The organism is Candidatus Hydrogenedentota bacterium (assembly GCA_019637335.1).
Classification (GTDB): Bacteria; Hydrogenedentota; Hydrogenedentia; order Hydrogenedentales; family JAEUWI01; genus JAEUWI01.
Window position 1 is genome coordinate 1 of sequence record JAHBVV010000048.1, and the last position, 23218, is coordinate 23218.

22 protein-coding genes are annotated in these 23218 nt (G+C 64.4%); 5 read left to right on the forward strand and 17 right to left on the reverse strand.

Annotated features, from left to right (window positions below; translation table 11 throughout):
- Positions 1–204 (forward strand): hypothetical protein (locus tag KF886_26460; GenBank protein MBX3180906.1); only part of this gene is annotated, 204 nt, incomplete at its 5' end.
- A gap of 239 nt (positions 205–443) precedes the next feature.
- On the opposite strand, the gene KF886_26465 is transcribed toward KF886_26460, so the two are convergent.
- Together KF886_26465 and KF886_26470 are read right to left on the reverse strand one after the other, a co-directional pair.
- Positions 444–1745 carry a pyridoxal phosphate-dependent aminotransferase gene (locus KF886_26465; GenBank protein ID MBX3180907.1) on the reverse strand — a complete coding sequence of 434 codons (1302 nt, stop codon included), beginning with the start codon at positions 1743–1745 and terminating at the stop codon, positions 444–446.
- A gap of 262 nt (positions 1746–2007) precedes the next feature.
- The gene (locus tag KF886_26470) at positions 2008–2910 is read right to left on the reverse strand and encodes a response regulator (GenBank protein ID MBX3180908.1); all 903 of its coding nucleotides are present in this window, start codon (positions 2908–2910) and stop codon (positions 2008–2010) included.
- Positions 2911–3167: 257 nt separating this feature from the next.
- On the opposite strand from KF886_26470, the gene KF886_26475 reads away from it, so the two are divergent.
- Positions 3168–3311, forward strand: coding sequence for a hypothetical protein (locus KF886_26475; GenBank protein MBX3180909.1), 144 nt, complete (start codon positions 3168–3170; stop codon positions 3309–3311).
- A gap of 61 nt (positions 3312–3372) precedes the next feature.
- Here the strand turns inward: KF886_26475 and KF886_26480 are convergent, their stop codons facing one another.
- The 3 genes from KF886_26480 to KF886_26490 are packed head-to-tail and all read right to left on the reverse strand — an operon-like array spanning position 3373 to position 6889.
- Positions 3373–4914, reverse strand: coding sequence for a sensor histidine kinase (locus KF886_26480; protein ID MBX3180910.1), 1542 nt, complete (start codon positions 4912–4914; stop codon positions 3373–3375).
- Positions 4915–4955: 41 nt separating this feature from the next.
- Positions 4956–5876, reverse strand: a complete 921-nt coding sequence (locus KF886_26485) for a hypothetical protein (protein ID MBX3180911.1) — start codon at positions 5874–5876, stop codon at positions 4956–4958.
- An 11-nt stretch (positions 5877–5887) separates the two neighbouring features.
- The gene (locus KF886_26490) at positions 5888–6889 is read right to left on the reverse strand and encodes a substrate-binding domain-containing protein (GenBank protein ID MBX3180912.1); all 1002 of its coding nucleotides are present in this window, start codon (positions 6887–6889) and stop codon (positions 5888–5890) included.
- 186 nt (positions 6890–7075) lie between these two features.
- Here KF886_26490 and KF886_26495 point away from each other — a divergent pair, with 186 nt between their 5' ends.
- Positions 7076–8596: an MmgE/PrpD family protein gene (locus KF886_26495; protein ID MBX3180913.1), complete on the forward strand. Its 1521-nt coding sequence runs from the start codon at positions 7076–7078 to the stop codon at positions 8594–8596.
- Between the two features lie 13 nt (positions 8597–8609).
- Here the strand turns inward: KF886_26495 and KF886_26500 are convergent, their stop codons facing one another.
- From KF886_26500 to KF886_26510, 3 genes are all read right to left on the reverse strand, one after another.
- Positions 8610–10031 (reverse strand): hypothetical protein, encoded by a 1422-nt coding sequence (locus KF886_26500; protein MBX3180914.1) that lies wholly within the window; start codon positions 10029–10031, stop codon positions 8610–8612.
- Positions 10032–10116: 85 nt separating this feature from the next.
- Positions 10117–10842 (reverse strand): single-stranded DNA-binding protein, encoded by a 726-nt coding sequence (locus tag KF886_26505; GenBank protein MBX3180915.1) that lies wholly within the window; start codon positions 10840–10842, stop codon positions 10117–10119.
- A 25-nt stretch (positions 10843–10867) separates the two neighbouring features.
- On the reverse strand, positions 10868–11881 hold the full coding sequence (locus tag KF886_26510) for a hypothetical protein (GenBank protein MBX3180916.1): 1014 nt from the start codon (positions 11879–11881) through the stop codon (positions 10868–10870).
- A 248-nt stretch (positions 11882–12129) separates the two neighbouring features.
- Here KF886_26510 and tadA point away from each other — a divergent pair, with 248 nt between their 5' ends.
- Positions 12130–13395: a Flp pilus assembly complex ATPase component TadA gene (gene tadA, locus KF886_26515; protein ID MBX3180917.1), complete on the forward strand. Its 1266-nt coding sequence runs from the start codon at positions 12130–12132 to the stop codon at positions 13393–13395.
- Here the strand turns inward: tadA and pabB are convergent.
- From pabB to KF886_26555, 8 genes are all read right to left on the reverse strand, one after another.
- Positions 13366–15141, reverse strand: coding sequence for an aminodeoxychorismate synthase component I (pabB, locus tag KF886_26520; GenBank protein MBX3180918.1), 1776 nt, complete (start codon positions 15139–15141; stop codon positions 13366–13368). The genes tadA and pabB overlap by 30 nt on opposite strands.
- Positions 15142–15187: 46 nt before the next feature.
- The gene (locus tag KF886_26525; protein ID MBX3180919.1) at positions 15188–15982 is read right to left on the reverse strand and encodes a TatD family hydrolase; all 795 of its coding nucleotides are present in this window, start codon (positions 15980–15982) and stop codon (positions 15188–15190) included.
- Positions 15982–16971: a hypothetical protein gene (locus KF886_26530; GenBank protein ID MBX3180920.1), complete on the reverse strand. Its 990-nt coding sequence runs from the start codon at positions 16969–16971 to the stop codon at positions 15982–15984. Before KF886_26530 ends, KF886_26525 begins: the two co-directional genes overlap by 1 nt.
- A gap of 28 nt (positions 16972–16999) precedes the next feature.
- A complete protein-coding gene (gene holB, locus KF886_26535; protein ID MBX3180921.1) occupies positions 17000–18088 on the reverse strand; it encodes a DNA polymerase III subunit delta' in 1089 nt (362 codons plus the stop codon).
- Positions 18089–18153: 65 nt separating this feature from the next.
- Complete coding sequence (locus KF886_26540; GenBank protein ID MBX3180922.1) at positions 18154–18786, reverse strand: dTMP kinase; 633 nt, start codon at positions 18784–18786, stop codon at positions 18154–18156.
- Positions 18783–19640, reverse strand: coding sequence for a prephenate dehydrogenase/arogenate dehydrogenase family protein (locus KF886_26545; protein ID MBX3180923.1), 858 nt, complete (start codon positions 19638–19640; stop codon positions 18783–18785). Before KF886_26545 ends, KF886_26540 begins: the two co-directional genes overlap by 4 nt.
- 115 nt (positions 19641–19755) lie before the next feature.
- On the reverse strand, positions 19756–20562 hold the full coding sequence (locus KF886_26550; protein MBX3180924.1) for a phytanoyl-CoA dioxygenase family protein: 807 nt from the start codon (positions 20560–20562) through the stop codon (positions 19756–19758).
- Between the two features lie 68 nt (positions 20563–20630).
- Positions 20631–22106 carry an SDR family oxidoreductase gene (locus KF886_26555; protein MBX3180925.1) on the reverse strand — a complete coding sequence of 492 codons (1476 nt, stop codon included), beginning with the start codon at positions 22104–22106 and terminating at the stop codon, positions 20631–20633.
- Between the two features lie 133 nt (positions 22107–22239).
- On the opposite strand from KF886_26555, the gene KF886_26560 reads away from it, so the two are divergent.
- Complete coding sequence (locus tag KF886_26560; GenBank protein ID MBX3180926.1) at positions 22240–22761, forward strand: lipocalin family protein; 522 nt, start codon at positions 22240–22242, stop codon at positions 22759–22761.
- 130 nt (positions 22762–22891) lie between these two features.
- On the opposite strand, the gene KF886_26565 is transcribed toward KF886_26560, so the two are convergent.
- Positions 22892–23119, reverse strand: coding sequence for a hypothetical protein (locus tag KF886_26565; GenBank protein ID MBX3180927.1), 228 nt, complete (start codon positions 23117–23119; stop codon positions 22892–22894).
- Positions 23120–23218 lie beyond the last annotated feature (99 nt).

Below are 23218 nucleotides of genomic sequence, written 5' to 3' on the forward strand. Positions count from 1 at the left end.
AGGGCTGAAAACTGCGTTGGCCCTTCGGGCCGAAAGGGTGCGTCAGAATACAGCGCTGCGGACGAAAAAAGGGAGAATCTGGTGCCCGCTCATAGCGTCGCCACCCGGAAAAGAGACTCGAGCAAGCTACGCATAGTTCCCGTCATCATCGCCGAAGTACCCTCAAACCGGATGAACCAAAAAAAACAAGAGAATGACGGATAGTGGTACGGATTGAAGATGATTTCGGTCTTTGTGGGCTGCTGCCGCCCACCATTTCCGGCGCAGCCAGTTCGGAGTTCTTGTCATCGGTATTACGGCGGTGTTGATCGGACGGCGGGCGGGTCCTTTTCGTCTGGTTCGGGCGTTGCCGCCATCCGTGTACTCCGCGATCAAAGAACTAATACAGTTCACGAAAGGCGTAGCGCGAACCCCGGGCCGCGGAGCATCTCACTTTCGGGTCTTCAGCTGGCGCAATAGGCGTCGATGGAGGCGCGTAGCGTCTGGAAGATGTGCTGGCGTTTGTTCGGGTCGGATTCGAGCAGGGTGAAGCGGAATCCGGCGTGGCCGCATTGGAAACCGGTGAGGGGGACGACGACGATGCCCGTGGCGCCCATGAGGTAGTATACGAAACGCTTGTCGGGCCGGACGCCCTGGACGAGTTCCTCGATCCGCTTGCGTATCTGGGGCTCTTCGATGGGGAGGGTTTGCTGGTCATTCAGTAGCCCATCGTGGAACATGATGGTGAAGTAGAAGGCTCCGCCGGGCTTGTTGGCGATTACGTGTTCACAGCCCTCGAAGGCGTCCATGGCTTCCTGGGCGCGGTCGCTGAACATGCTTGCGCGGGTGGCGAGGTGCGCGGGGTAGCGGGGGTCTCCGAATACGCGGGGAATGGACATCTGCGGCAGGGTTGTGGAGCAGACTTCGAGGCGTTTGGCGGCGAGCAGGCTCTCGACGTAAGTGGAGAAATTCTGGTCCTTCTTGCGGTTGAGGATTTCGAGCCAACCGCAGCGGGATCCGGGCCAGGGGTATTCCTTGCTGATGCCGCGCATGGCGATGGCGGGCACGTCTTGAATCCACTGGCTGGTATGGAGCCGGGGATAGCCATCGTAGACGATGTGGGCGTAGATCTCGTCCGTAATGAGGAAGAGGTCGTATTCCTGGGCGATCTGGACGATCTGATCGAGGATTTCGCGGGGGTATACGGCTCCGGTTGGGTTGTCCGGCGTCAGGATGAGGATTCCGGCAATCGAGTCGTTGTACTTGACCTTCATGCGTATATCTTCGACATCGGGCATCCAGCCGTTCATGGGGTCGAGTTCGTAGGTGAGGTGGTTGTATCCGGAGTGTGCGGCCTCGGCGGAGGAATGCGTGCTATAGGCCGGGGAAGGGCCGAGAATGCGGGCTTCCCGTTTGAGGAAGCCGTAGACGCGCGCGACGGCGTCGCCGATGCCGTTGAAGAAGAGGATGTCGTCGGGACGTATTTGGACGCCGCCCTCGCGTTCGTTCACTTTGTCGGCCAGGAACTCGCGCGTCTCGGGTACGCCGGCGGTGTCGCAGTATCCGTAGGACTGGGGCTGGTCGAGGAGGCCGACGAGGATTTCGCGAATCCAGGGGGCGAGCTCCTCGCCTTTTTCGATGGGGTCGCCGATGTTTTCCCAGATGATTTCGCGGCCGAGGGCTCGGATCTCGCGGGCAACGGCGACGATCTCTCGGATTTCGTAGCTGAGGTTTTTTGCGCCCTCGTGGACTATACTGCGTCTCATGCCCTGCTCTCCAGAACGACGGGGTGGAATTGGGTATTGACTAAAACAAGGGCCATGCGTACCGGAAGCGGGAAATCAAGAGGGCGGGTAGCTGCATGCCTCGGAAATCAGGCGTCACAGGCGAGCACGGCGGCGTGCAAGATGATAGGGGCTTGCGCCTTCGCGATGCAACATTTTTCCGGCGGAGGGCCGGTTTGGGGTCGCGGGAATCTTGATCCAGCGGGGAATTTTTGAGCGGCAGGGTGTGGCGCCGCGCCGCCGGTCAGCCGCGCCGGTCGCGGAATATGCCGGAGTAACCGATTTCCGCCGCCGTAGACCGCAGGTGGGACAAGGTCTCGAACAGGTCGCGGGAGGAGTAGTTGCTGTCGGCGTCCCGCTGGGTGACGCAGAGTAGGAACTCGAGCATACGGTTGGCTTCCCAGGCTCTGACCTGGGGCTGTTTTCCGACAGTTTCGAGGAAGCGGGGCCGGTGGGACTTCCATACCTCGGTCACCCGCTCGACGTACATATCCGATTTCTGGGGATCGCAAATGTAGACGAAGTGGCCTCCGCCCATGTGCCCGATGGCGAAGAAGCGGGGCTCTACCTGGCGCGCACAGAGGTGCAGGCACCGGGAGAAGTGGCGCAGGGCCTTCATCTGGTTGTCGCGGCCGGTTTCCTGGAAGAACTCGTTGACGCCCATCAGCTCGGCGTAACCAATCACGAATGTGACTTTTCGCGTAATGGCCTTTTGAATTTCCAGCTTGATGCTCTTGGCGTTGGGGAGGTTCGTGAGTTCGTCCAGGAGTGTGGTATTGGAATTGACGGCCAGGAGGCTCTCTATGCGGCTCAGCAGGGCGCCGGTGTTAAAGGGCTTGGTGACGAAGTCATCGGCGCCCTGGGCAAGCCCGTGATTGATCTCTTCCTGCGAGTTCATGGAGGAGAGGAAAAGGATGGGGAGCGTGTAGAGGTCGGTGTTGGCGCGAATCCGCCGGCAGACCTCGAATCCGGACACGTCGGGGAGCATGACGTCGAGGATGAGCAGGTCGAGCGGCTGCCGGGTGACGGACTCCAGTGCGCGTTCTCCGCGATTCTCGGACTGGCAGGAATGCCCCCGGCCTTGAAGCTGGCCACAAAGGAATTCTGTGATGCGTTTGTCGTCGTCAACAATCAGGATATTCGCCATCGATCAATCCGTCTCACCTGTCCCCGGCGCCTGAACCCAATGCGCCCTGCACAATCCCTATCTTATCTCCCCGCCGCACAGGCGTAGTCCGTGGGACCTGGCAAACCCGCACCGCCGCCTTATGTTGCCTATTATAACGCAGGAAACGCAAGCGGATATAGTCTGTCGTTTTTCGGCAGGCGCGCGTTTGAAATACAAAGAGTGCATGGGGCAGGATGGGCGGGTGTACAGGGGAGGCGCACGGGAGGAAACATGGCATGAAATTCGTCAAGCTACGGGAGTTTACGGCGGCGGTTTTCGCGCTGGCCCTGGTGGTTGTCTTGCTGGCCGTGGCGGCGGCGGTATTTGGATTTCGAATACCGGGATTGATCGCGATTACGAACGCGCTGGGCATAACCTGACACGCCGCTTTCGGAGGGGAGCGCGCCGGCGTGTAAGACGGGGCCTCGTGTAAGGCGGGGCCTAATGTGCGCTGGCGACCGGGAGGGTGATGATTGCGGCGGCGCCTTTGGCTTCTTCAGACTGGAATTTCAGGCTGCCGCCGTGCTGCCGGATCACGGAGCGCGCGACGGCGAGCCCTATGCCGTCGCGATCATCGTCTGTCGTGTAGAAGGGCGTCAGAATATGGGGCCTCGCTTCCGCCGGTATGCCCGGTCCGCGGTCGATGATGCGAATCTCGACGTTGTCGTCCACGCGCGCCGCGTCGAGCGCAATGGGGGATCCGGCGCCGGCCGCATCGAGTGCGTTTTCGAGCAGGAATTCGATGGCGCAGCGCAAGGACTCGGCGTCGATGTTCACACGGGCGTCTTCCGCGACATTGGTGTTAACTTGCACGCCGTGTTCTTTGCTGAACTGGTTGGCGACGCCGGGCAGCCAGCCGATCAGCGGAACGGGGCGGGGCGCGTAGGGCAGGTCGGCGTCGTGGTCCGCGAGCGCGCGGACGGTCTCCAGGCATTGGAGGGCGGCGCGCTCGAGGCCCGGGTTCCCGCCGTTCGCGATTTGTTTCCAGAGGTTTTCGATGGGTTCGGAAAGGTGGCGCTGAATGGCTCGGGCTTCGCGGCGCATAACGATGGCCTGGGCCTCCTGAAGCCGTTGGCCGTAGCTGTTCTGGAGATCGCGTTCGTAGGCTTCCAGGGCGTGATCCATCGTGTTTTTGATCCGGTCGCGCTCCTCCTCGGCCTGGAAGCGGCGCTCCACTTCGCGTTCGAGTTTTCCGCGGACGGCGTCCTTTTCCGCGAGAACCTCGCGCAGGCGCCCGGTGTATTCCGCGAGCCCGCGCCAGGAGATTCCGGCCCGTCCCGGTTTGTCTCCCGCCTGGGAAATGATGCGTGCGAGCGGCTGAAAGATTGCGTAGTGGGACACGATCCAGGCGAGCGTCAGGGTGAGGACGCCGAGCGCGACGATAAAAGTCATGCCGCGCGATTGCAGCTGGCTGGCGAGTGCGGCGGAATTCGCGGAGAGCGACTCAATGCGTACGCCGGCGAGGTCCTGGGTTTGTCCAATGCCGAGCACGATGGCGCGGTCGGGGTAGGCTTTCAGGTGTATGACGACGGGGTCGTCCGCATCGCCGCTGGCCAGGGCCTGGAAATTGTCGAGGGTCATTTCGGACGCCTCGCCCGCCTTGGCGCGCTCGAAGAAGGCCATGACGACGCCGGGTGGATTGGCGTCGCCGAGTGCCGCGCTTTGCGGAAGCGGGTGAACAGGATTTCCCTTGGCGTCGAAGAGCATGAGGGCGGCGGTATTCAGTTCGGGCAAGTAGGCGTTGAGGCGTTCGGGGATATCGGGGATTGGCGTGTCGGTGTGGTGCTGTTCGTACACGAGGAGGAGTTGGCGGGCGCGGGCAACCAATTCTCCGGAAGTTTGCTCCAGCAATTCCCGATGTAGGCGGCTGGCCATCTCCCCCTCGAAGTTGGACATGCCGCGACGGGCCAGCCACGCGGTTGCGATGAGGTGCAGCCCCAGTACGGCCAGGATACAGACAATCAATGTGTTTCGAATGCTCACGTGTTCACCCGTTGGTTGTTCGTCCGGGGCTGGGGTCCGGTTTAGAGGCTTTCGTGCAGGGGCAAGTTCAGCCCCGGGGTTCCGTGCCTGATGGCCATGTGCAGCTGTACCAGAGAAAGATAGGCGCCGAGCGTATTTCGCTCGGGAAACTGTTGCTTGACGTACATCAGCTCGGCCATGGGCAGACCGATCACGGGCGTGAAGGATACGAGGACGACATCGCGCGCCTCTATGCCGGCCTCGCCGAGTGCGGAGATCGCGGGTTCGGGGGATCCGGCGTCCCAAAAGACGAAATCGGGATCCCGGCCTCCGGAATCGAAGTTGAGCACGGGGGCGGGGGCGTCCTGGCCATCCGGCGGGGCATACTGGATGTATTCCGGTGCGCCCCCTCGTGCCCGAATTGCCTCGATACATCCGGCGGCGCGGCTTTCGGGCCGGGGTTCGGGGTCGGCGCCGGCGACGATCACCCGCATATCGGGGTCGAATTGGAAGCGGTTCAGGGCCTGCTCCGCCGCGAGCGCGCCATCGAGCGCGCTCCGTGTTCCGGCATAACCGGCTCCGCGCCACGCGAATCGCCGCTGGGCGCCGTGGAAGGGGGCCGAGTGAAACGTAACGGGGATCCCGCGCCGCTGGGCTTCCAGTACAAAGGGCAACAAGAGTGATTCGTCCACGTGCCCGGGCATGCTGATTCCCTGTGGATTGAGGGCGATGGCCTCTTTGAGGGCGAGTGCGATATCGCGCGCGGAGGAACCGGTCTGGATCGTCCGCACGCGGCGCCGGAAGTCCCGCTGGAAATCCTGTGCGGCCCTTAGCGTCTCCGTGACGCTGGCGGCCTCTTGCGGCCCGGCCGCAATAAGCACAAATTCGGGGGGTGGCGGTGGGATGAAGAGATTGCGCTGGGTTACCAGCAGGCCCAGGATTGTGACCAGAATCAGATTCAACCAGACGAGGGGAGCGCGCACGCCAATTGTCCTTATTCCAGCACGACGAATCGCTGGCCAGGGCTTTCGAACAGGGGGTCAATACCCACCTGCCCCCCGAGAATCTCGTAGGGGGTGTACACGACGAGGCCGGGGTAGCGGTAGGTGGTGTAGAGAGAGGCCTGGATGATGGCGAGGTAGACTTGCAGGGCCAGGTCCTGGCCGATCTGGAGGCTGACGTACTGGTCTCCCCGGCGGTTCAATCGCATTTCCGCGCCTAAACCAATCAGCGGTATTTCGCCGGCTCTCACCCCGCTATCGAGCAGCAGATCCGAAGCCATATGGATGGGGATCTCGGTGAAGCAGATCAGATCGGGCAGGTCGCCCCGCGCGCGCCGTTTTCGGAGTTCCGCCCGCGTGACTTCCGGAGCGTACTGGAGATCATGGGTGGAGGCGACCAGGTGCTCGATTTCGAGCCCCGCGCCTGAGAAGACCTCTGTGACGCCACGCACAAACGGTTCGCGAGCGGGGTGATTCACGTCGCCGAGCAACATGACGCGGGCGCCGCCGCCCAGCGCGTGTTTCTTTACGGCTGCGGCGGCGAGATCGCGTCCGGCCGCGTAGGCGTCGATGCCGGCGTATCCGAGCCCGAATGGGGCATACTGGTTCTGGAGGGACGCGATGGGGGTGTTGAAGGTTGTGACGGCTACCTCCTGGTCCACCGCCTCCTCCAGGGCGGGCCGCAGGGTCTCATTTGCCGGATAGCCCATGACAATAACGCCGCCCGGGAGCAGGGGGATCAACTGTCGTAGCTGGAACAATTCCGCGTCGCTCTCCCAGTTGGTATACACGACGTCGACGGCGCACCCCAGATCCTCTTCGGCGCGCCGGATGGCTTCATCGATAGCGGACCCGATGATTTCCCTGCTGTCGTTCGCGCATACGATGTGCACAATGGAGTTTTCAAAGGGGCGTGGCGGGTGCGCGTCACCGGCGAACTGTACGGCAATCAAGACCATCAGTATGAAGGCCGTGAAGAGCATGATGAATCTCATTAGGTACGTTTCCCGATCGGTTTCCCGCCATCGCGCATGATAGCACCCACGGTGGCATATTCAAAACGGCGGCAAACTTGTGTCACCGTGGCGCTGGAACGCCGGTGAAAGCTTGCGCTACACTGGCGCGGCGGGCGCCGGCGGGGCTTTTTCCGAGCGAGCGCCCGATGCCGGGAGAGAGAATCGATGAAATCGTTCGAGATACGCGTCTACCCATCCAAGGCGGAGCTTCCGAGGGCTGAACAACTGGCGTGGCGCCTTGCCGAGCTGGCGGTTCACCGTTCCGAGGTCCTGCCGGAAGTTCGGGACATGGTGATCAACCGGTTCATCGACAATGCGGCGGTGGCGATAGCGGCGATTAACCGGCAGCCGGTCTGCAATGCGCGGAGCCAGGCGCTGGCCCATCCGCGCCCCGGCGGGGCGGCGGTGTTCGGGATGCCGATCGAGCAGACTTTCGACGCGGAGTGGGTGGCGTGGGCCAACGGGACGGCGGTGCGGGAGCTGGACATGCACGACACCTTTCTGGCGGCGGACTACTCGCACCCGGGGGATACGATTCCTCCGATCCTTGCGGTGGCCCAGCAGTGCGGTCGGGCGCACGGCCTGAGCGGGGCCGATTTGTTGCGGGGGGTGCTTGCGGCGTACGAGGTCCAGATCAATCTGGTGAAGGCGATTTGTTTGCACGCGCACAAGAAGGACCACATCGCGCATCTTTGTCCGGCGCAGGCGGTGGGAATCGGCGCGCTTCTGGGGCTGGAGCAGGAGGTGGTTTGCCAGGCGGTCCAGCAGGCGGTTCATGTCTCGTTTACCACGCGGCAATCCCGCAAGGGGGAGATATCGAGCTGGAAGGCCTATGCGCCGGCGCATTCGGGCAAGCTGGCGATCGAGGCGGTGGACCGCGCGATGCGCGGCGAGAAGAGCCCATCGCCGATTTACGAGGGGGAAGACAGTGTGATCGCGCACATGCTGGGTGGCGCGGGGGCGACGTATACGATCGAGCTTCCGGATAAGGGCGAGCCGTACCGGGCGATTCTGGATTCGTACACGAAGCAGCATTCCGCGGAGTACCAGAGCCAGGCGCTGATCGACCTGGCCTTCAACATGCGCGACAAGGTGGCGGACTTCGAGACTATTGAGGAAGTTGTTATTTACACGAGCCACCACACGCATTTTGTAATCGGCACGGGCGCGAATGATCCGCAGAAGCTTGATCCCAACGCAAGCCGCGAAACCCTGGATCACAGCATCATGTACATTTTCGCCGTGGCGCTTCAGGACGGGGCGTGGCACCATGTGGCCAGTTACTCGCCGGAGCGGGCGTCGCGGCCCGACACCGTGGCGCTCTGGCACAAGATCCGCACGGTGGAAGATCCCGAGTGGACCCGGCGCTACCATTCGTCGGATCCGAAGGAGAAGGCGTTCGGCGGACGGGTCGAGATCCGGTTCAAGGACGGATCGTCGATAACCGACGAAATGGCGGTGGCGAACGCGCATTCGCTCGGAGCCAAGCCCTGGACCCGCCCGGATTACATTCGCAAGTTTGAGACGCTCACCAAGGGGATCATCACACAGGAGGAGAGCGAGCGCTTCCTGGACGCGGTGCAGAACATCATGGATCTGGAGGCGAACGATTTGCTCCAGTTGAATGTGCAGGCTCCGCTGGAGAGCTTGCGCTGCAACAAGCGGGACAGCCGGGGGCTTTTCTGACGGCAAGCCTGGCCTATCGCGCGTCGGGCGCCTGGGGAAGGGGCGGGCTTGGGGGGAAGTATTTCGGGTAGTGTTCCTCGGCGCATTCCGGGCAGAGGCCGTGGCTGAAGTCGGCTTCGGTGTGCCGGGCGAGGTAGGCTTCCACGTGTTGCCAGTCGCCGCGCCCGTCTCGAATCTTTTTGCAGCAGCTGCAAATGGGCAAGAGGCCGCGCAAGGTGCGGACCGTGTCGAGGGCATGTTTTAACTCGGCGGTTCGCTCGCCCACCCGCGCCGCGAGGATCCGCTGCTGTTCTTCCTGTCGAACCCGGATCTGGCCGGTAAGGGTGAACGACCACGCGAGTCCGGCGCCGAGCAGGGCGACGTCGATCAGGTGCTCGGTAACCCAGTTGTAGGGCACGAGCCCCGGCCCGGCCAGGTTGGTCAGTAGCGCGCCGAGCAGGACGAGGCCCCAGGCGAGCAAGAAAGCGAGCCCCGACTGCGCGCCGGTTGTGGCGGCGTGGATGGCGCAGGCGGTGACGGACAGTGTTGCAACCAGGCCGGCGGCGAGGAGGAGGTACATGGATTCGGGGAATCCGGCGAGGCCCAGCAGAGCGGCGAGTGTGGCCAGTGCGGCGATGGTGTGTTGCAGCCGGCCCCATCGGGGGCATCGGAGGCGAGTTTCGAGGAGGTTGTTGGCCATCAGGATACCGAATACGATCGTCCCCGCGCTCATGAGCGCCATTGCATTGCGCGCCCAGAGGCTGGCGTCGGGCCATAGAAACATGTTCGCGATACCGGTCGCGGTCATCTGTCGAAGGGTGCACGCGAGGAGGAACAGCGCGATCCAGAGGTAGCCCGGCTGGCGCAGGTGCGCGTATACGCAGAGATTGATCAGGGCCAGGACGAGCAGTGCCACGCCGGTGGCGATTGCGGCGGCGAAGACCACGTTTTTGTGCCATTCGTAGCCTGGGATATCCCAGAGCCGCAGATCGAAACGCATCGAGCCCTGGTTGCGAACGCGTATCAGATGGCGCGTGGGTCCGTCTTGGGGCTTCGCCATGCGAAAGGCCGGGGCCAGGGCGTGAATCTCGCGGGACCAGAAGGGTGAGCGCACCCCCGCGGCGCGGGCGTGGAAGGCACCGGATCCGTCGGGGGAAAACAGGGTCACCTCGCCCAGACGTGGGTTGCAGACCTCGAGTACGAACTCTTCCGGGACGCGATCGCCCTGGATCTCGATCGCGAACCAGTGGTCCGTGGACGTGTATCCCAGGTGCACGCGCGGGCCGTCCAATGGCTGGAAGGCGCCGGCGCGGGCGGCTTCCCAGGCGGCCTCGGGGGTCATTGAACCGGCCGGGTCGGGAAGGGAGGCAATTCCCGCCAAGCTGAGAGAGCCGGCCGCCGCACGGGCGACCGAAAAGGCCAGGAGGAGCGCCGAAAAGACCGTACTGCCCGACAACGATACTCTCCCGAATTCCTTAAACAGGTACTGCAAAGGGGCGTAGTATAGCGCGCCGGGGCGGGCAAGTGAAAATCGGGGTTAGTCAGGGCAGCGTGACGCCGAGCGCGCGGAGGTCCGCTTCGGCGGCGGCGGCCCAGCCCCGGTTCGCCGCCGGACTGGCCGGGCTGGGGTGGAGAATCCGCCCGATGCGGAGCGGGAGGTCGCCGGCGGCGGCCCGGATCCGCTGTTCGGCGAATGCGCCCACGCCGATGGCGAATGCGGGCTGAAGATGATCGAGCAGGCCGCGCAGGGCACGGTCGCAGGCCTCGAAAAGCGGGGCTCTTTCGGGCGCGGGCAACTTGTCCGGCGTGAAATTACGGCCACTTTCCTCCATGAAACAGAGGGGGCAGTAGTTGTACACGAAGAACTGGTCGAAGAATCGGTCGGGGTCTCCGAAGCGATCGGCCGCCCAGCCCCAGAGCCGGGCGCCGCTGACTTCGCTGCGGGTACAGTCGAATCCCCGTATGGGGCGTTTCGGGTGTTCGGGTGAGGGGGCTCCAACGGGATCGCAGATGCCGAGCCAGTCCCGCACGGCGCCGATTTCGCCAAAGGGCACACCGGTCTGGGCCATGCCCCAGGGGCCGGGATTCATACCGACGAGGAGCGCCTGAATGCCCGGGCGCGCATACCGGGTGAGGTAGCGCTCGTGCGGGGCGCGCGCGTAGACCAGCGGGTTGTACACGTGGGTAATGGGGGCGCCGAATTGCAGGTGATTTACTTCATCCGCCAGCGATCGCGCCAGCAGGACGGGTCTGTTCCGCGCGGCCATCAGAATTCCAGGGATACCCGCGCCATCACCCCTCGCTATCGCCGTCCGGTTGGGCCTTTTCGCGGCTTTCCGCCTCCGCTTCATCGGCGGCCCGGGCGCGGAGGGTCGCCGCGTAGAAGGGGTCTACATCGGGTACGGGCAGTTCATCATGTGCTTCCTGCTTGCGTCCAGGTCCATTTCCCGCCGCGGCGCCGGCGGCGGGGGCGGAGGTCGATTCGTAGAATGGATCTTCCGATACGGGCGCATCCACGAGATGCTCGCGCGCGGCGAGCCCCACGCCATAGAGGGTCTGCATGCGGGTCAATTCGACCTCCGCAAGCTGGCCGAAGCGGGAATCGGGCGTCCTTTCGAGGATGGACTCGAGCAGGGCCATGGCTTCCTGGGGCTGGTGGAGGTTGGTCTCACGCAGTTTGGCGAGGTGATAACTCGCCTCCGCCCAGATGGTCTTCTTGCCGTAGAATCGCTCGGCGATCTCCTGGAACAGGGCGGCGGCTTCCGCGAATCGGTCCTCGGCTTTGAGGAGCCGGGCCGCCTCAAATAGCGCCGCATCGGTGTTTTCCAGGTAGGCGCGGTAGCGCTTGACGGCGCCATCGATATCGCGCCGCAGGGCCAGTTTTCGCGCTTCGGCGAACTCGGAGGGTTCCTCTATTCGCATGCTGAAGGGACTGACCTGGTCGATGACGCGGGTGGCGAAGGCATCGACGATGATCCGCCCGTAGTAGACGGCGGGGAGCGCCAGCGCGAAGATGGACCACATGAGCAGATTGGCGCGGGTGTTGTCGGTGGTCTGCTGGTAGAGCATGGTCACCAGGACGAAGTAGGCGGCGAACATGCCCAGCGCCATCATCAGGGCGACGGGAATGGGGACGAGTTCGTTGTTGCGCGCCCAGACGCGCTTGATGAGGTGACCGATATAAATGAGGACGGCCGCGATGCCCATGAGCGCCAGGAACTCCATGAGCGTGGGCGGGCCCAATTCTGGCGTGAACTTGAGCGATTCGATCAGCGTTCCTATCTGGTCACTCTTCGATTCGTTCATGGTACCTTTCCAACTGCACCGGGTAGGAACCCAGGGGGTGTGCGGCACGCCTTTGGGGGCTGCCAGCGCGCACAGCACGCGGCCTCTCGGGCCAGTATAAGAATTATTATGCTTATCGTCAAATGTTTTCTCCCGGGACCTGGCTGGCTTGCAATACTCCGGGCCCTTGGCGCAAGATGGCGCGCGGTGGCGTTGGCAACCAGGATCGGCTCTCTCGGGGAGGGCTTTTTTACAGGCAGGAGCAAGGCATGCCGGAACTTTCGCAGGCGGAACGGGACAAGGCCCGGGCTATTCCGCTGAGCCAGATCCAATCGGAACTGCTGGCGGCGCTGGAGCAGTCGGACGAATCGGGCGTGGCCGATGCGGTCGACATTCTGATCAGCCAGGGTGCGTACCATGGCAGCAGCGACATCCACCTGGAGCCGTGGACGGATCATGTGTCTCTCCGCTACCGTATTGACGGGATTTTGCAGCAATGCGCGTTGATTCCGCGGGAGTTTCAGGCAAAGCTCAACGCGCGGATCAAGGTGCTGGCGGACCTGGTGGTGTACCGGAAGGATGTGCCCCAGGACGGGCGCATTGACATGGAGAAGACTTCCTGCGGGCGGCCATTGCGCGTTTCCACGGTGCCGACGATCAAGGGCGAGAAGACCGTGATCCGGCTGCTGGGCGACACGCTGGATCTGTATTCGCTGGAGACGCTGGGCTTCCAGCCGTTTGTCGTGGAGCGCCTGCGCGAAATTATCACCCGGACGTCGGGCACGCTGCTCCTTACGGGGCCAAGTTCCAGCGGCAAGACGACGACGATTTACGCGCTGCTTCGGGAGATGATGGAGCTTCAGAAGAGCACGACGAATATCGTCACCATCGAGGATCCGGTGGAATATACGATGGACCGGATCTCGCAGATCCAGATCAACCCGCACGTCGAATTCACGTTCGCGACGGCGCTCCGGGCGATACTCCGGCAGGATCCGGAGATTATCATGGTGGGCGAAATCCGCGACCTGGAGACCGCGCGGATGGCGGTGCGGTCGGGGCTCACGGGCCACTTTGTGATCAGCACGATCCACAGCGGGACGGCGGCCGGCGTGTTCACGCGCTTGCTGGACATGGGCATCGAGCCGTTCCTGGTGGCGTCTTCCGTTACGGCGGTCCTGGCGCAGCGGCTGGTGCGGATCAACTGTCCCGAGTGCGCCGAATCGTACACGCCCGACCCGGGGCTGCGCGAGCGCTTTGTTCCGGAAAAGAAGCGCACGAAGTTCTTCCGGGGCGCGGGCTGTGAGACGTGCAACCAGATTGGCTACCGGGGCCGGGCGACCATTGGCGAACTGCTCACGGTGGATCAGGAACTGGCGGAGACGATTCTCAAGGAGCCCACGACATCGCAACTGGAGGCGCTGGCCGCGCGCAAGGGGATGCAGACCATGCTGGAGGACGGCCTGGCGAAGGCGTCGATGGGGATCACGACGCTCGAAGAACTGCTACGGGTGCTGCCGAATATCCTGGACTGACCGGGGGGCTTCCGGGTGGTCGATCCAGGTGATCGGGACCCATCCGCGCACGCTGTTGATGTTGAAGATGGCCTCGGCGCGGGCCAGATCATCCAGGAAGAGGTCGCGCTCTTCGATTTCCCCGCTTTCCAGCAGGTGGCGGCGATATACCCCGGGAAGCAGCCCGGCGGACTGGGGCGGCGTATAGCGGCGGCCGTCCAATTGGAGCACGATATTCGCGTAGACCGCCTCGGTCAGGCGCCCGGCTGAATCCCACAGGAACACCGACTCGCAATCGGGCCGGGTTGCGCGCGCGGCGTCGTACACGGCGCGGCAGGTGGTCTTGTGGTGGGTCCACGGTTGCCGGGCGTCGATGGGCGCCAGGGCGAGCCCGCTGGTCCACGCGCGCGGGGGCGGGAGGGGCTCGTGGGTGATGTGGAAGGCGCCGCGCCGGTCCGCCGTGAGCCGCACCTTGGCGGGCACGGCCTCGACGCCCGACGCATACGCTTCCAAGGCCTCGCGGGCGGCCTCGCGGGTTACGGGATAGCCGAAATAGGTCGCGGACGCGGCCAGGCGATCGAGGTGATGGCCCAGGAGCAGGTAGCCGCCGGCGTCGAGCCGCAGGGTCGCCAGGAGTTCAAAGGGCGGGCGCACGTGCCGCAGGACGGCGGCCTTCTGTTCGCATTCCTCATACTCCGCGCCGGGATCCGAATCCCAGGTGATGCCGCTGCCGGCGTGGTAGCGCGCGATACCGGTTCGGCGGGCGAGGACCGCGGTGCGAATTGCGACGTTGAAGCGGGCCTGGCGTCCGGGGGCCCACCAGCCCACCGCGCCGCAATAGACGCCTCTCGGTCCGGACTCGAGCTCGCGAATGATCTTCATAGTCTCGACTTTTGGTGCGCCCGTGACCGAGGCGGACGGGAAGAGCGCGCCGAAGATATCGGTAATGCCGGCTGCCGTGTCACCGTTGACGGTGCTGGTCATCTGCCAGACGGTGGGGTAGCGCTCGACCTCGAATAGGCGGCTGGCGTCGATGGAATTCACGGCGCAGATCCGGCCGAGGTCGTTGCGGATCATGTCCACAATCATGAGGTTTTCCGCGCGGTCCTTCGGGGAGCGGGCCAAATCGTCCGCGAGGGCTCGGTCTTCGGTGCTGGAAAGGCCCCGGGGGCGCGTGCCCTTCATGGGGCGTGCGGTGATGCGGTTTCCGTCGATCGCGAAGAAAAGCTCGGGAGAGAACGAGAGCACGGTGTGTTCGTCCAACTCCAGCAGGGCGCCATAGCGGGCTTCCTGGGCGGCGATCCGTTCCCAGAACCAGGCCTCGGGGGATCCCTGGAAGTTCGCCTCCAGCGGAAAGGTGAAATTGACCTGGTAGGTGTCTCCGGCGGCGATATGTTCCCGGATCCGCGCCAGGCGCCCCAGGTATTCCTCGCGGTTCATGCCGCGCGTCCATTCGAACGGTGGGCAGGGATCCTCGGCGGGGGGCGGGCAGGGCTGGACTTCGGGCGGGTCGAAGAGTCCAAACCAGACGAGCGGCATGGCGCCCGGGGGATGCGCCCGCAGGGCGGCGTCAAAGGCGGGCGCCGCTTCGTACGCAACATATCCGGCGGCGTGAAGTCCCAGGTTTACCCGGTCTTCCACCGCGCGGAGCGCCGGCACGACGTCTTCCACCCGCCGGGCGGCGATGGTCTCGCGCGGATTGCGGTAGACGCGCATGGAGTCCCCGTCGGGGAACAGGCAGCGTCCGGAAGGTGGTGTGGGCGTCATGGCGACAGCGCTTTCAATGCGATACGGCGGGACGGCGTCGAATCGATCAGGCCCGTGCGCCGGACCCGCCCTGGCCGTCGATGCGATAGACCCGGCATGCGTTGGCGGTGGTCGCGGAAACCAGGTCGTCGAGCGGGACCTGCTTCAGATCCGCCAGGAACGCCGCGGTATGCGTGACGAAGTGGGGCTCGCAGCGCTTGACCTTGCCCCGGAGCGGCACGGGCGCCAGGTAGGGGGCGTCGGTTTCCACGAGCAGGCGATCCATCGGCACGAGCCGGGCGGCGTCCTGCAGATCCGTGGCCTTGGTAAAGGTCACATTGCCGGCGAACGAGATATAAAAGCCCAGCTCCAGGAACTTTTCGGCGTATTCCGCGCCGCTTCCGAAGCAATGCATGATGCATCCCGGCAGGGCTTGCGCGTAGTTGCTCAGCATGGCGTGGCAATCCGCATCCGCATCGCGGTTGTGGATGACGACCGGCAGGCCGAGTTCGCAGGCGAGCTCCAACTGCGCTTCGAAGGCCCGGGCCTGATCGGCGCGCGGGGAGTACTCGTTGAAGTAGTCCAGTCCCATCTCGCCGAGGGCCACGACGCCCGGTTCGACCGCCAGGGCGCGGAGCTCATCCAGGACCGCGCTGTCCACGTCTTTGGCGTTGTACGGATGCATCCCGACGACGGCGTGGACCCGGGGGCCCACGAGCGCCAGCGCCGCGCGACTACCTTCGATGTCGTCGCCTATGACGGCGATCCAGTCCAGGTGTTCCAGCGCGGCCGCGAGCACTTCGTCGCGATCCGGGTCAAACCGGGGGCTTTGCAGGTGGCAATGCGTGTCGACCAGGGCCATCAGGAGCGATCCGCCCCATCCGCCCCCCCGGGCGATCCGCCTTCGCGCTTCTTCCGCCGGCGGGGGCGGGTGCGCTTGCGCTTGACGGCTTTCTGATCTTCAGCCCCCGCGGCGGCTTCCACCGGCTCCGCACTTGGACTTTCCGCGCTTTCGGGCGCGGGCGCACCTTCCGCCGCGGATGCGCGGCTGCGGGGGGCCAGGCGATCCGGGCGGCGCTCGGCGTCCCGGCTTCGCTCGCGGGGGCGCTCGGCGGGGGCCGACTCCGTCTCGGGCGCATCGCCGTCGCGGTCACGGCCCTTGCGATCGTCGGTCTGGCGGGCCTTGGCTTCCTGCCGCGCCTTTTTGCGCATTTCCTCGTAGAGCTCGTTTTCGTGGCTCAGGCAGCACAGGAGACGCCCGCACTGGCCGCTGATTTTCGAGGGATTGAGCGAGAGGTTCTGGGCTTTGGCCATGCGCATGGAGATGGGTTTGAACTCGTTCATCCAACTCGAACAGCAGAGCTCGCGACCACAGCCGCCGATGCCGCCCACCATCTTGGCCTCGTCGCGCACCTGGATGTGCCGCATTTCGATTCGCGCGCGGAGTTCGTGCGCCAGATCGCGGACGAGCTCGCGAAAGTCCACGCGATCATCCGCGGTAAAGTAGAAGATGACCTTCTTCTTGTCGAAGGAGACCTCGACATCGACCAGTTTCATCGGGAGTTTGCGCGAGCGCAGCTTCTTGAGGCAGATTTCGCGCGCCTTGCGCTCCTCGTCCTCGATATACGCGTAATTGCGCTCGTCGTTTTCGGTGGTCTTCCGGAGCACCCGCATCGAGAAGCGCTTTGTCATCTCGTTGGGGCAGGGTTCCGGCGGGAGGATACAGGTGCCCCATTCCTCGCCGCGATCGCTCATCACGATACACTCGTCGTTGCGTTTCAGGGCGAGATCGGTACAGAGGAAAGAAAACACGCGGCGCGGTTTGCGCAGGCGTATCTTGACGACATTCATATAGACACTATCTCCAACACCGGAAGAATCAGGCCGCGAGCACAAAGAAGAGGTCGCGGAAGATCCGGTCGAAGGCCAGGTTTCGCTCAATGTATACCCACGCGCGCTCGATCGCGGCGAGCTTGTCCGGGTAATCCCGCCCCCGCTGCTGCTTCAGGGCGGGCGCCTGGTCTCGGTTCAGGACGAGCCGGTCGTCCCCGGTCGTGGAGTACACCCAGACATCACGATACCATGTTTCGAACAGGTAAAGATACTCCAGGTAATCGCGGCGGACCTGGCCCTCGATGAAGGCCTCCTGCTCCTTTTTCTGATCCGCCAGGTCTTCGCCGGACATATCCTGCTGCGAGGCATCCTCCTCCAGTTCGGACAACAGGGCTGCTTTCAGCGCTTCGGTGGCTTCCCGCAGTTGCGACACGAACTGCTCGCTGACCAGGAGGGGGTCGTCTCCCCGGTTGAGGCGCGCGGCGATATCGAGCACCATGTTCCGCTTGTTGCTCGTGACCAGATCGAGCGCCCGGGAGACCTGGCCCTGGGCCACGGCCGCGAGCGCATCCGCCGTCGCGACGTCCAGGGGATGCTCCCGGCGGAGGATGGCGGACACGGTGGCGGGCTGGAGGGCGCCGAAGCGCACTTGCTGGCAGCGCGACCGGATCGTGGGCAGCAGCCGGTTGGGGTAGTAGCTTTGAAGCACGAACAGGGTGTTACTCGGCGGCTCTTCGAGGGTCTTGAGGAAATGGTTCTGCGCTGATTCATTCATGCGATCGGCGTCTTCAATCAGGACGGCGCGCCACTTCCCCTCGAAAGGCCGGTACGCGCTGAGCTCGGTGATCGCGTCGATGGCTTCGACGTTAATGATGCGCGTCTTTCCGGCGGGCGCCACGATCTTGACGTCGGGGTGGTTGCCCGAGGTGACCTTCCGGCAGGAAAGGCAGGCGTCGCAGGCGTCGAAGTCGCCGGCCTTGCAGTTGATGGCCTTGGCCAGTTCCAGGGCGGTGGTTCGCTTGCCCACTCCCTCGGGGCCCCAAAACAGCAGGCCATTGGGGACCCGGTTCTGCTTGAGGATATTGCGCAGGAGGCGCAGGGGCATCTCCTGGTCTTTGATGTCGCTGAAGCTCATGTCAATCCCGGCAAATGCGGCGCGCAGGGTCGTGGTTGCAGTTTCGCGCCGCCCCTTGAAACCCGTTATTGTACCCGGGGGGCCAGGGCGGCTTCCACGGCGCGGCGGATGCTCTGGTGGACCGCGTCTATATCGGCGCTGCCGTCGATCACGTGGATGCGATCCGGTTCCGCCTCCGCCAGGGCCAGAAACCCATCGCGAACGCGCTGGTGGAAGTCGATGGATTCCTGCTCGATGCGGTCCTTGCGGCCGCGCCCCCGCGCGCGCTCCAGGCCGGTTTCCACCGGCAGGTCAATGAGCAGGGTAAGATCCGGCCACACGCCGCCCGTGGCCATGTGGTGGAGGGGGGTGAGGACATCGGAGGATATGCCGCGCCCGGCGCCCTGGTAGGCGGTAGTGGAATCGGCAAAACGATCGCAGAGGACTATGTGGCCATCGGCGAGGGCGGGCGCGATTTTCTCGTGCACGTGCTGCGCGCGGGCGGCCTCGTACAGCAGGAGCTCCGCCGTCGCGCCCATGGCGTGGTGGGCCGGGTCCAGGAGTACCTCGCGGATGGCTTCGGCGATGGGCGTGCCCCCAGGCTCGCGCGTTACCAGCACCGTGTAGCCGGCCTCCGTGAGGTGGTCGGCGAGCAGGGCGATCTGCGTGGATTTTCCGCAGCCTTCAACGCCCTCGAACGTAATGAAGCAGCCCTTCATTCGGCCAGAACCGATTCGCGCGCGGATTTGCCGGCGTTGAAGAGATCGAGCAGGGCGTCGGGGTCCTGGCGATCCACGGCGTCCAGAAAGGCGTCAATCTGCCGCTGGACCGCGCGCAGGCCGCCGGCGATCGCGGGGCCGTTGGTAAGTGTGATGTCCCGCCACATCTCGGGGCTGCCCGCGGCGATCCGGGTGGTGTCCCGAAAGCCGTTCCCAATGAAATCGCAGGTGGCGCCTTCGCGCGCGGCGACGAGGGCCAGGGCGGCGGCGATGATGTGGGGCACGTGGCTGGTGCGGGCCAGCAGGGCGTCGTGGTGATCGGGGTCCACGCCAATCACCCGGGCGCCGATGGCCTCCCAGAGGCGCAGCACCTGCGCGCGCGCCTCCACATCGAGATCCGGGCCGGTCTCCACGAGGCAGACGCTGCCTTCATAGAGGTGGGGCGTGGCGTGTTCGGGGCCTGATTTTTCCGAGCCCGCCATCGGGTGGCACCCGATGAAGCGGCGCGGCGCTTTCCAGAGCGACCGCGCGTGCGCGCAGATGCTTCCCTTCGTGCTTGCCACGTCGATCACAATCGCGTTCTCGGCGGCCGCGTGGCGGATGGTGTCCAGCGCTCCGGTTACGGCGCCCGCGGGGGTCGCGACGACGATAAGATCCGCGTCCGCAGCGGCGGCGGCCAGATCCAGCGTGACGGTGTGGACCGTCCCCCGGGCGAGGGCCTTTTCCAGGCTGCTCTGGCGCCGGCCGACACCGGTGATGTGCCGGGCGAGGCCGCGCGCCTGCATGGCCAAGCCCAGCGAGGCCCCGAGCAGGCCGGCGCCGGCGATGGTGACGCGGTCGAACAGCGGGTTCATGGTTGCTCCGGTGGTGGGGCGCGCACGGCCCCGGAACGGCTTCACAACGTGGGCCGCCTAGTGTAGCGGATCGCGCCGGGTTATTGCATTTTCGCCGCTTCGCCGCGGCCCGGGATCACGTGTCGGCCAATTCCGTTTCGACGTTGCGGTAGTCCTGCCAGATACGGCCGTATTTCTGGGCCGGGATAGGGCCGCGGGGATTGTGGTTGAAGCGGTCGACGCCACGGCAGTGGTAGGTCTTGAAATTCGGGTTGACCGCCAGGTCGCACTTCACGTTGGTCTTGGAATACCGGATCGTGAAGCCGATCCGGGGACGGCTGGAGTTGTTCCCGAGCGAACCGTGAATGATCTTGTCGTCGTGGATGGAGATCTGGCCGGCCTTGAGGTTCATGAAGACCGCCGTGTCGTCGGTATAGTCCGCCGATTCGCAGCGCAGGGTCAGCACCGAGTTCTTGTCGGCGTCCTGGGTGTGCTGGATGATCCCGCCCTTGTGCGAGCCGGGAATGACGCGCATGGCCCCGTTTTCCTCGTCGCTGTCGCTGAAGGCGAGCCACACGGTGAGGGATTCGGGCGGCGTGAGCGGCCAGTAGTAGGAATCCTGGTGCCAGTCCACGGTTTCCGGGCTGTGCGGATCCTTGATGAAGAAGCTGCTGGCCCACATGTAGAAATCCGGGCCGATCAGGTCTTCCACGTAATTGAGAATCTGTTCGTTCATGCAAATGTCGAACAGAAACGTGCTGTTCTGGTGCCACTCGCGAATTTCGAGCGGGCGTTCCCCGGGTTCAAGCAGCGCGAGGATGTGCTGGATGCCCTCGTTGAGTCCGGCGACGCCCGGCGCGTCATAAATGGACGGAAGGCCGGTGAGGTAACCGTCTTCGTGGTAGAACTTGATCTGATCGGGGGTGAGTCGGTTCAGGCTCATCGCGCGCCTCTCCTTGTTCGCTGCTGTCCAGGGAATGGACTCCAGCTTAGTCGACGGACGCGGGGCAATCAAGCCTTTTCCGCGGCGCGGGCGCTTTCCCGCTCCGCCGCACGGGCGATGTTGCGGCACATTCCGGCGAAGATGAATTCGTGGATGGGGTAGAGGGCGTACCAGTAGAGCAGGCCTGCCAGCCCGGCGGGGTCGTAGATGGCGGTTTGCGTGATGACGGCGCCCGGTCCACCTTCTTCGGGCGTGACTTCGAAACGCAGCCAGGCCCGACCGGGAACGCGCATCTCTGCGCGCAGAACCAGTAGCGCGTCCGGTTCGAAGGCTTCCACCCGCCACCAGTCGATGGTGTCGCCCAGCCGGACGGTATCCGGGTCGCGCCGGCCACGGCCGAGGCCGACGCCGCCGAGCAACTTGTCGATGAGCCCGCGCAGCCGCCACAGCGCGTTGCCGTAGTACCAACCCGTTTTGCCGCCAATGCGGCGGATGGGGGCGAAGGCTTGGGCCGGAGGGACGTCCACCCGCGCGGTGCGGCTGTCGAGAATGCGCGCGCCGAAGTGCTCCCCGCCCCAGGGGCGCCGGTGGCCCGAAGCCGAGGCGGCGTCCGCCCAGTGGCTGGCCACGATCCGCGCGTCCTCTTCGCGGTGCGCGGCGGCGATGGCTTCCTGGATCCCGGCCGGGCGCACCGAAAAGTCTTCGAGCGCCCGCTCGTCGCGCACGATGCTGGCGATGCAGATGCTTTCGATGAGTTTGCGGCCCACCGACGCGAGCACGGGGGTGACCAGGCTGAGCCACAGGCTGGAGAGCCAGGGGGTGAGGAAGGGCACATCGATTATGATGCGGCGCAGGCCCTGGGTCTTCGCATATTCGAGCATGAGGTCCCGGTAGGAGAGCTGGTCGGCTCCCCCGATTTCGTAGACCCGGCTTTCCTCGCATGGGATCTCCCGGGCTTCGTCGAGGTAGGCCAGTACATCGTTGACCGCGATTGGCTGCGCCGGAATCGAGACCCAGCGCGGCGCGATCATGACGGGGAGACGCCGGACCAGCGCCCGGATCAGCTCGAAGGACAGGCTGCCCGCGCCGATCACCACTGAGGCGCGCAACTCGATCGTGGGCACGCCCGATTCGCGTAGGATCGCGCCCACGGCCTCCCGGCTGCGCATGTGGCGCGAATGGGCCGAGTTTCCGGAGCTGAGCCCGCCCAGGTACACGATCCGGCGCACCCCCGCCGCGCGCGCGGCCGCCGCAAAATTCCGCGCGCCCCGTTCCTCGATCGACTCGAAATCGCGGGGCGCTTCCAGGGCGTGGATCAGGTAGTAGGCCGTTTCGACCCCCGCCAGCGCGTTGTCCAGGCTGGCCCGATCGAGTACGTCGCCGTAGGTCACCTCAATGGATTCGGGGAAGCGGCTGCGGAGGGTATCGAGTTTCCGGCCCATGCAGCGGACGGTGAGTCCTTTGGCGGCGAGGTGGGGTGCGAGACGTCCACCGATATATCCGGAGGCTCCGGTGACGAGGATGGAACAGGGGTCTTGGTTCATGGGATCTCGGTTTGTTTAAAAAGAAGTTGACAAAACATAGACAATAGGATACACTGTGAGTATACGCGGTGCGCGCGGAACGCGCAAGCGCGGTACGAATGAGGCCGAAACGATGTCTGGAGCGAATCCGCTGATGAAACGAGTACTGACCGGCATGGTGTTAACCCTCGGGCTGTCGGGTTGCCTTACGGGCGTGCCGGAGGGACTTACGCCGGTGGAAGGCTTCGAACTGGACCGGTATCTCGGGAAGTGGTACGAGGTGTACCGTCTCGATCATTCCTTTGAGCGTGGTCTCACCCACGTGACGGCGACGTACAGCCTGAACGACGACGGAAGCGTGCGCGTGGAGAACGCGGGCCGCAAGCCGGACGGGACGCGCGACGTGGCGGTTGGCCGCGCCGAGTTTCAGGGGGATCCGGATGTCGGCAGCCTCAAGGTATCGTTCTTCGGCCCCTTCTACGGCGGCTACCACATCATCGCGTTGGACCAGGAAAATTACAGCTACGCGATGGTGGCCGGTCCGACCTACGATTTCCTCTGGATACTGTCGAGGACGCCTCAGTTGGACGAAGCTACAGCCGACGCGTTGCTCGTGCAGGCGGAGGAAAGCGGCTTTGCCGTCGAGGACCTGATCTTCGTGGAACAGTCCGAATAGCGGGCGCACTGCGCCGCTTCAGTTGAATCCTTGCCCACCCTCACGCCCTGGTGGTGTTCGTACCGGCAGACCAAATCCGCACACGCTCCCCAACTGCCCAATCCCAACGGTACGCCGCCCCAGGGCGTTCTTATTTCTTTCCGGCCAGCAGCGGGAAGGCCATCATGGCCGCGCCGGCGGCAATGGCGCCCGCGCCCGCCCAGGCGGGTATGTTGACGGTTTCTTTTTCGGAGATTGTAAGCTCCAGTGGGCCGAGGTTGGCGGTTTCGGCGTCGCGCGTGTAGGTGATTTGGCCGTAGACCAGCGCCAGAACGCCGGCCACGATGAGCGCGATTGCGGCCAGGGTGTAGATCTTCATCATGCGCCTCGCTTTCCGGTTTGTTGCCCGGTGGGCACTGCTGTATTTCCGATAGTAGCACGAACACCGCGGTGTGTACAGGGCGCCGGCATATCGCCT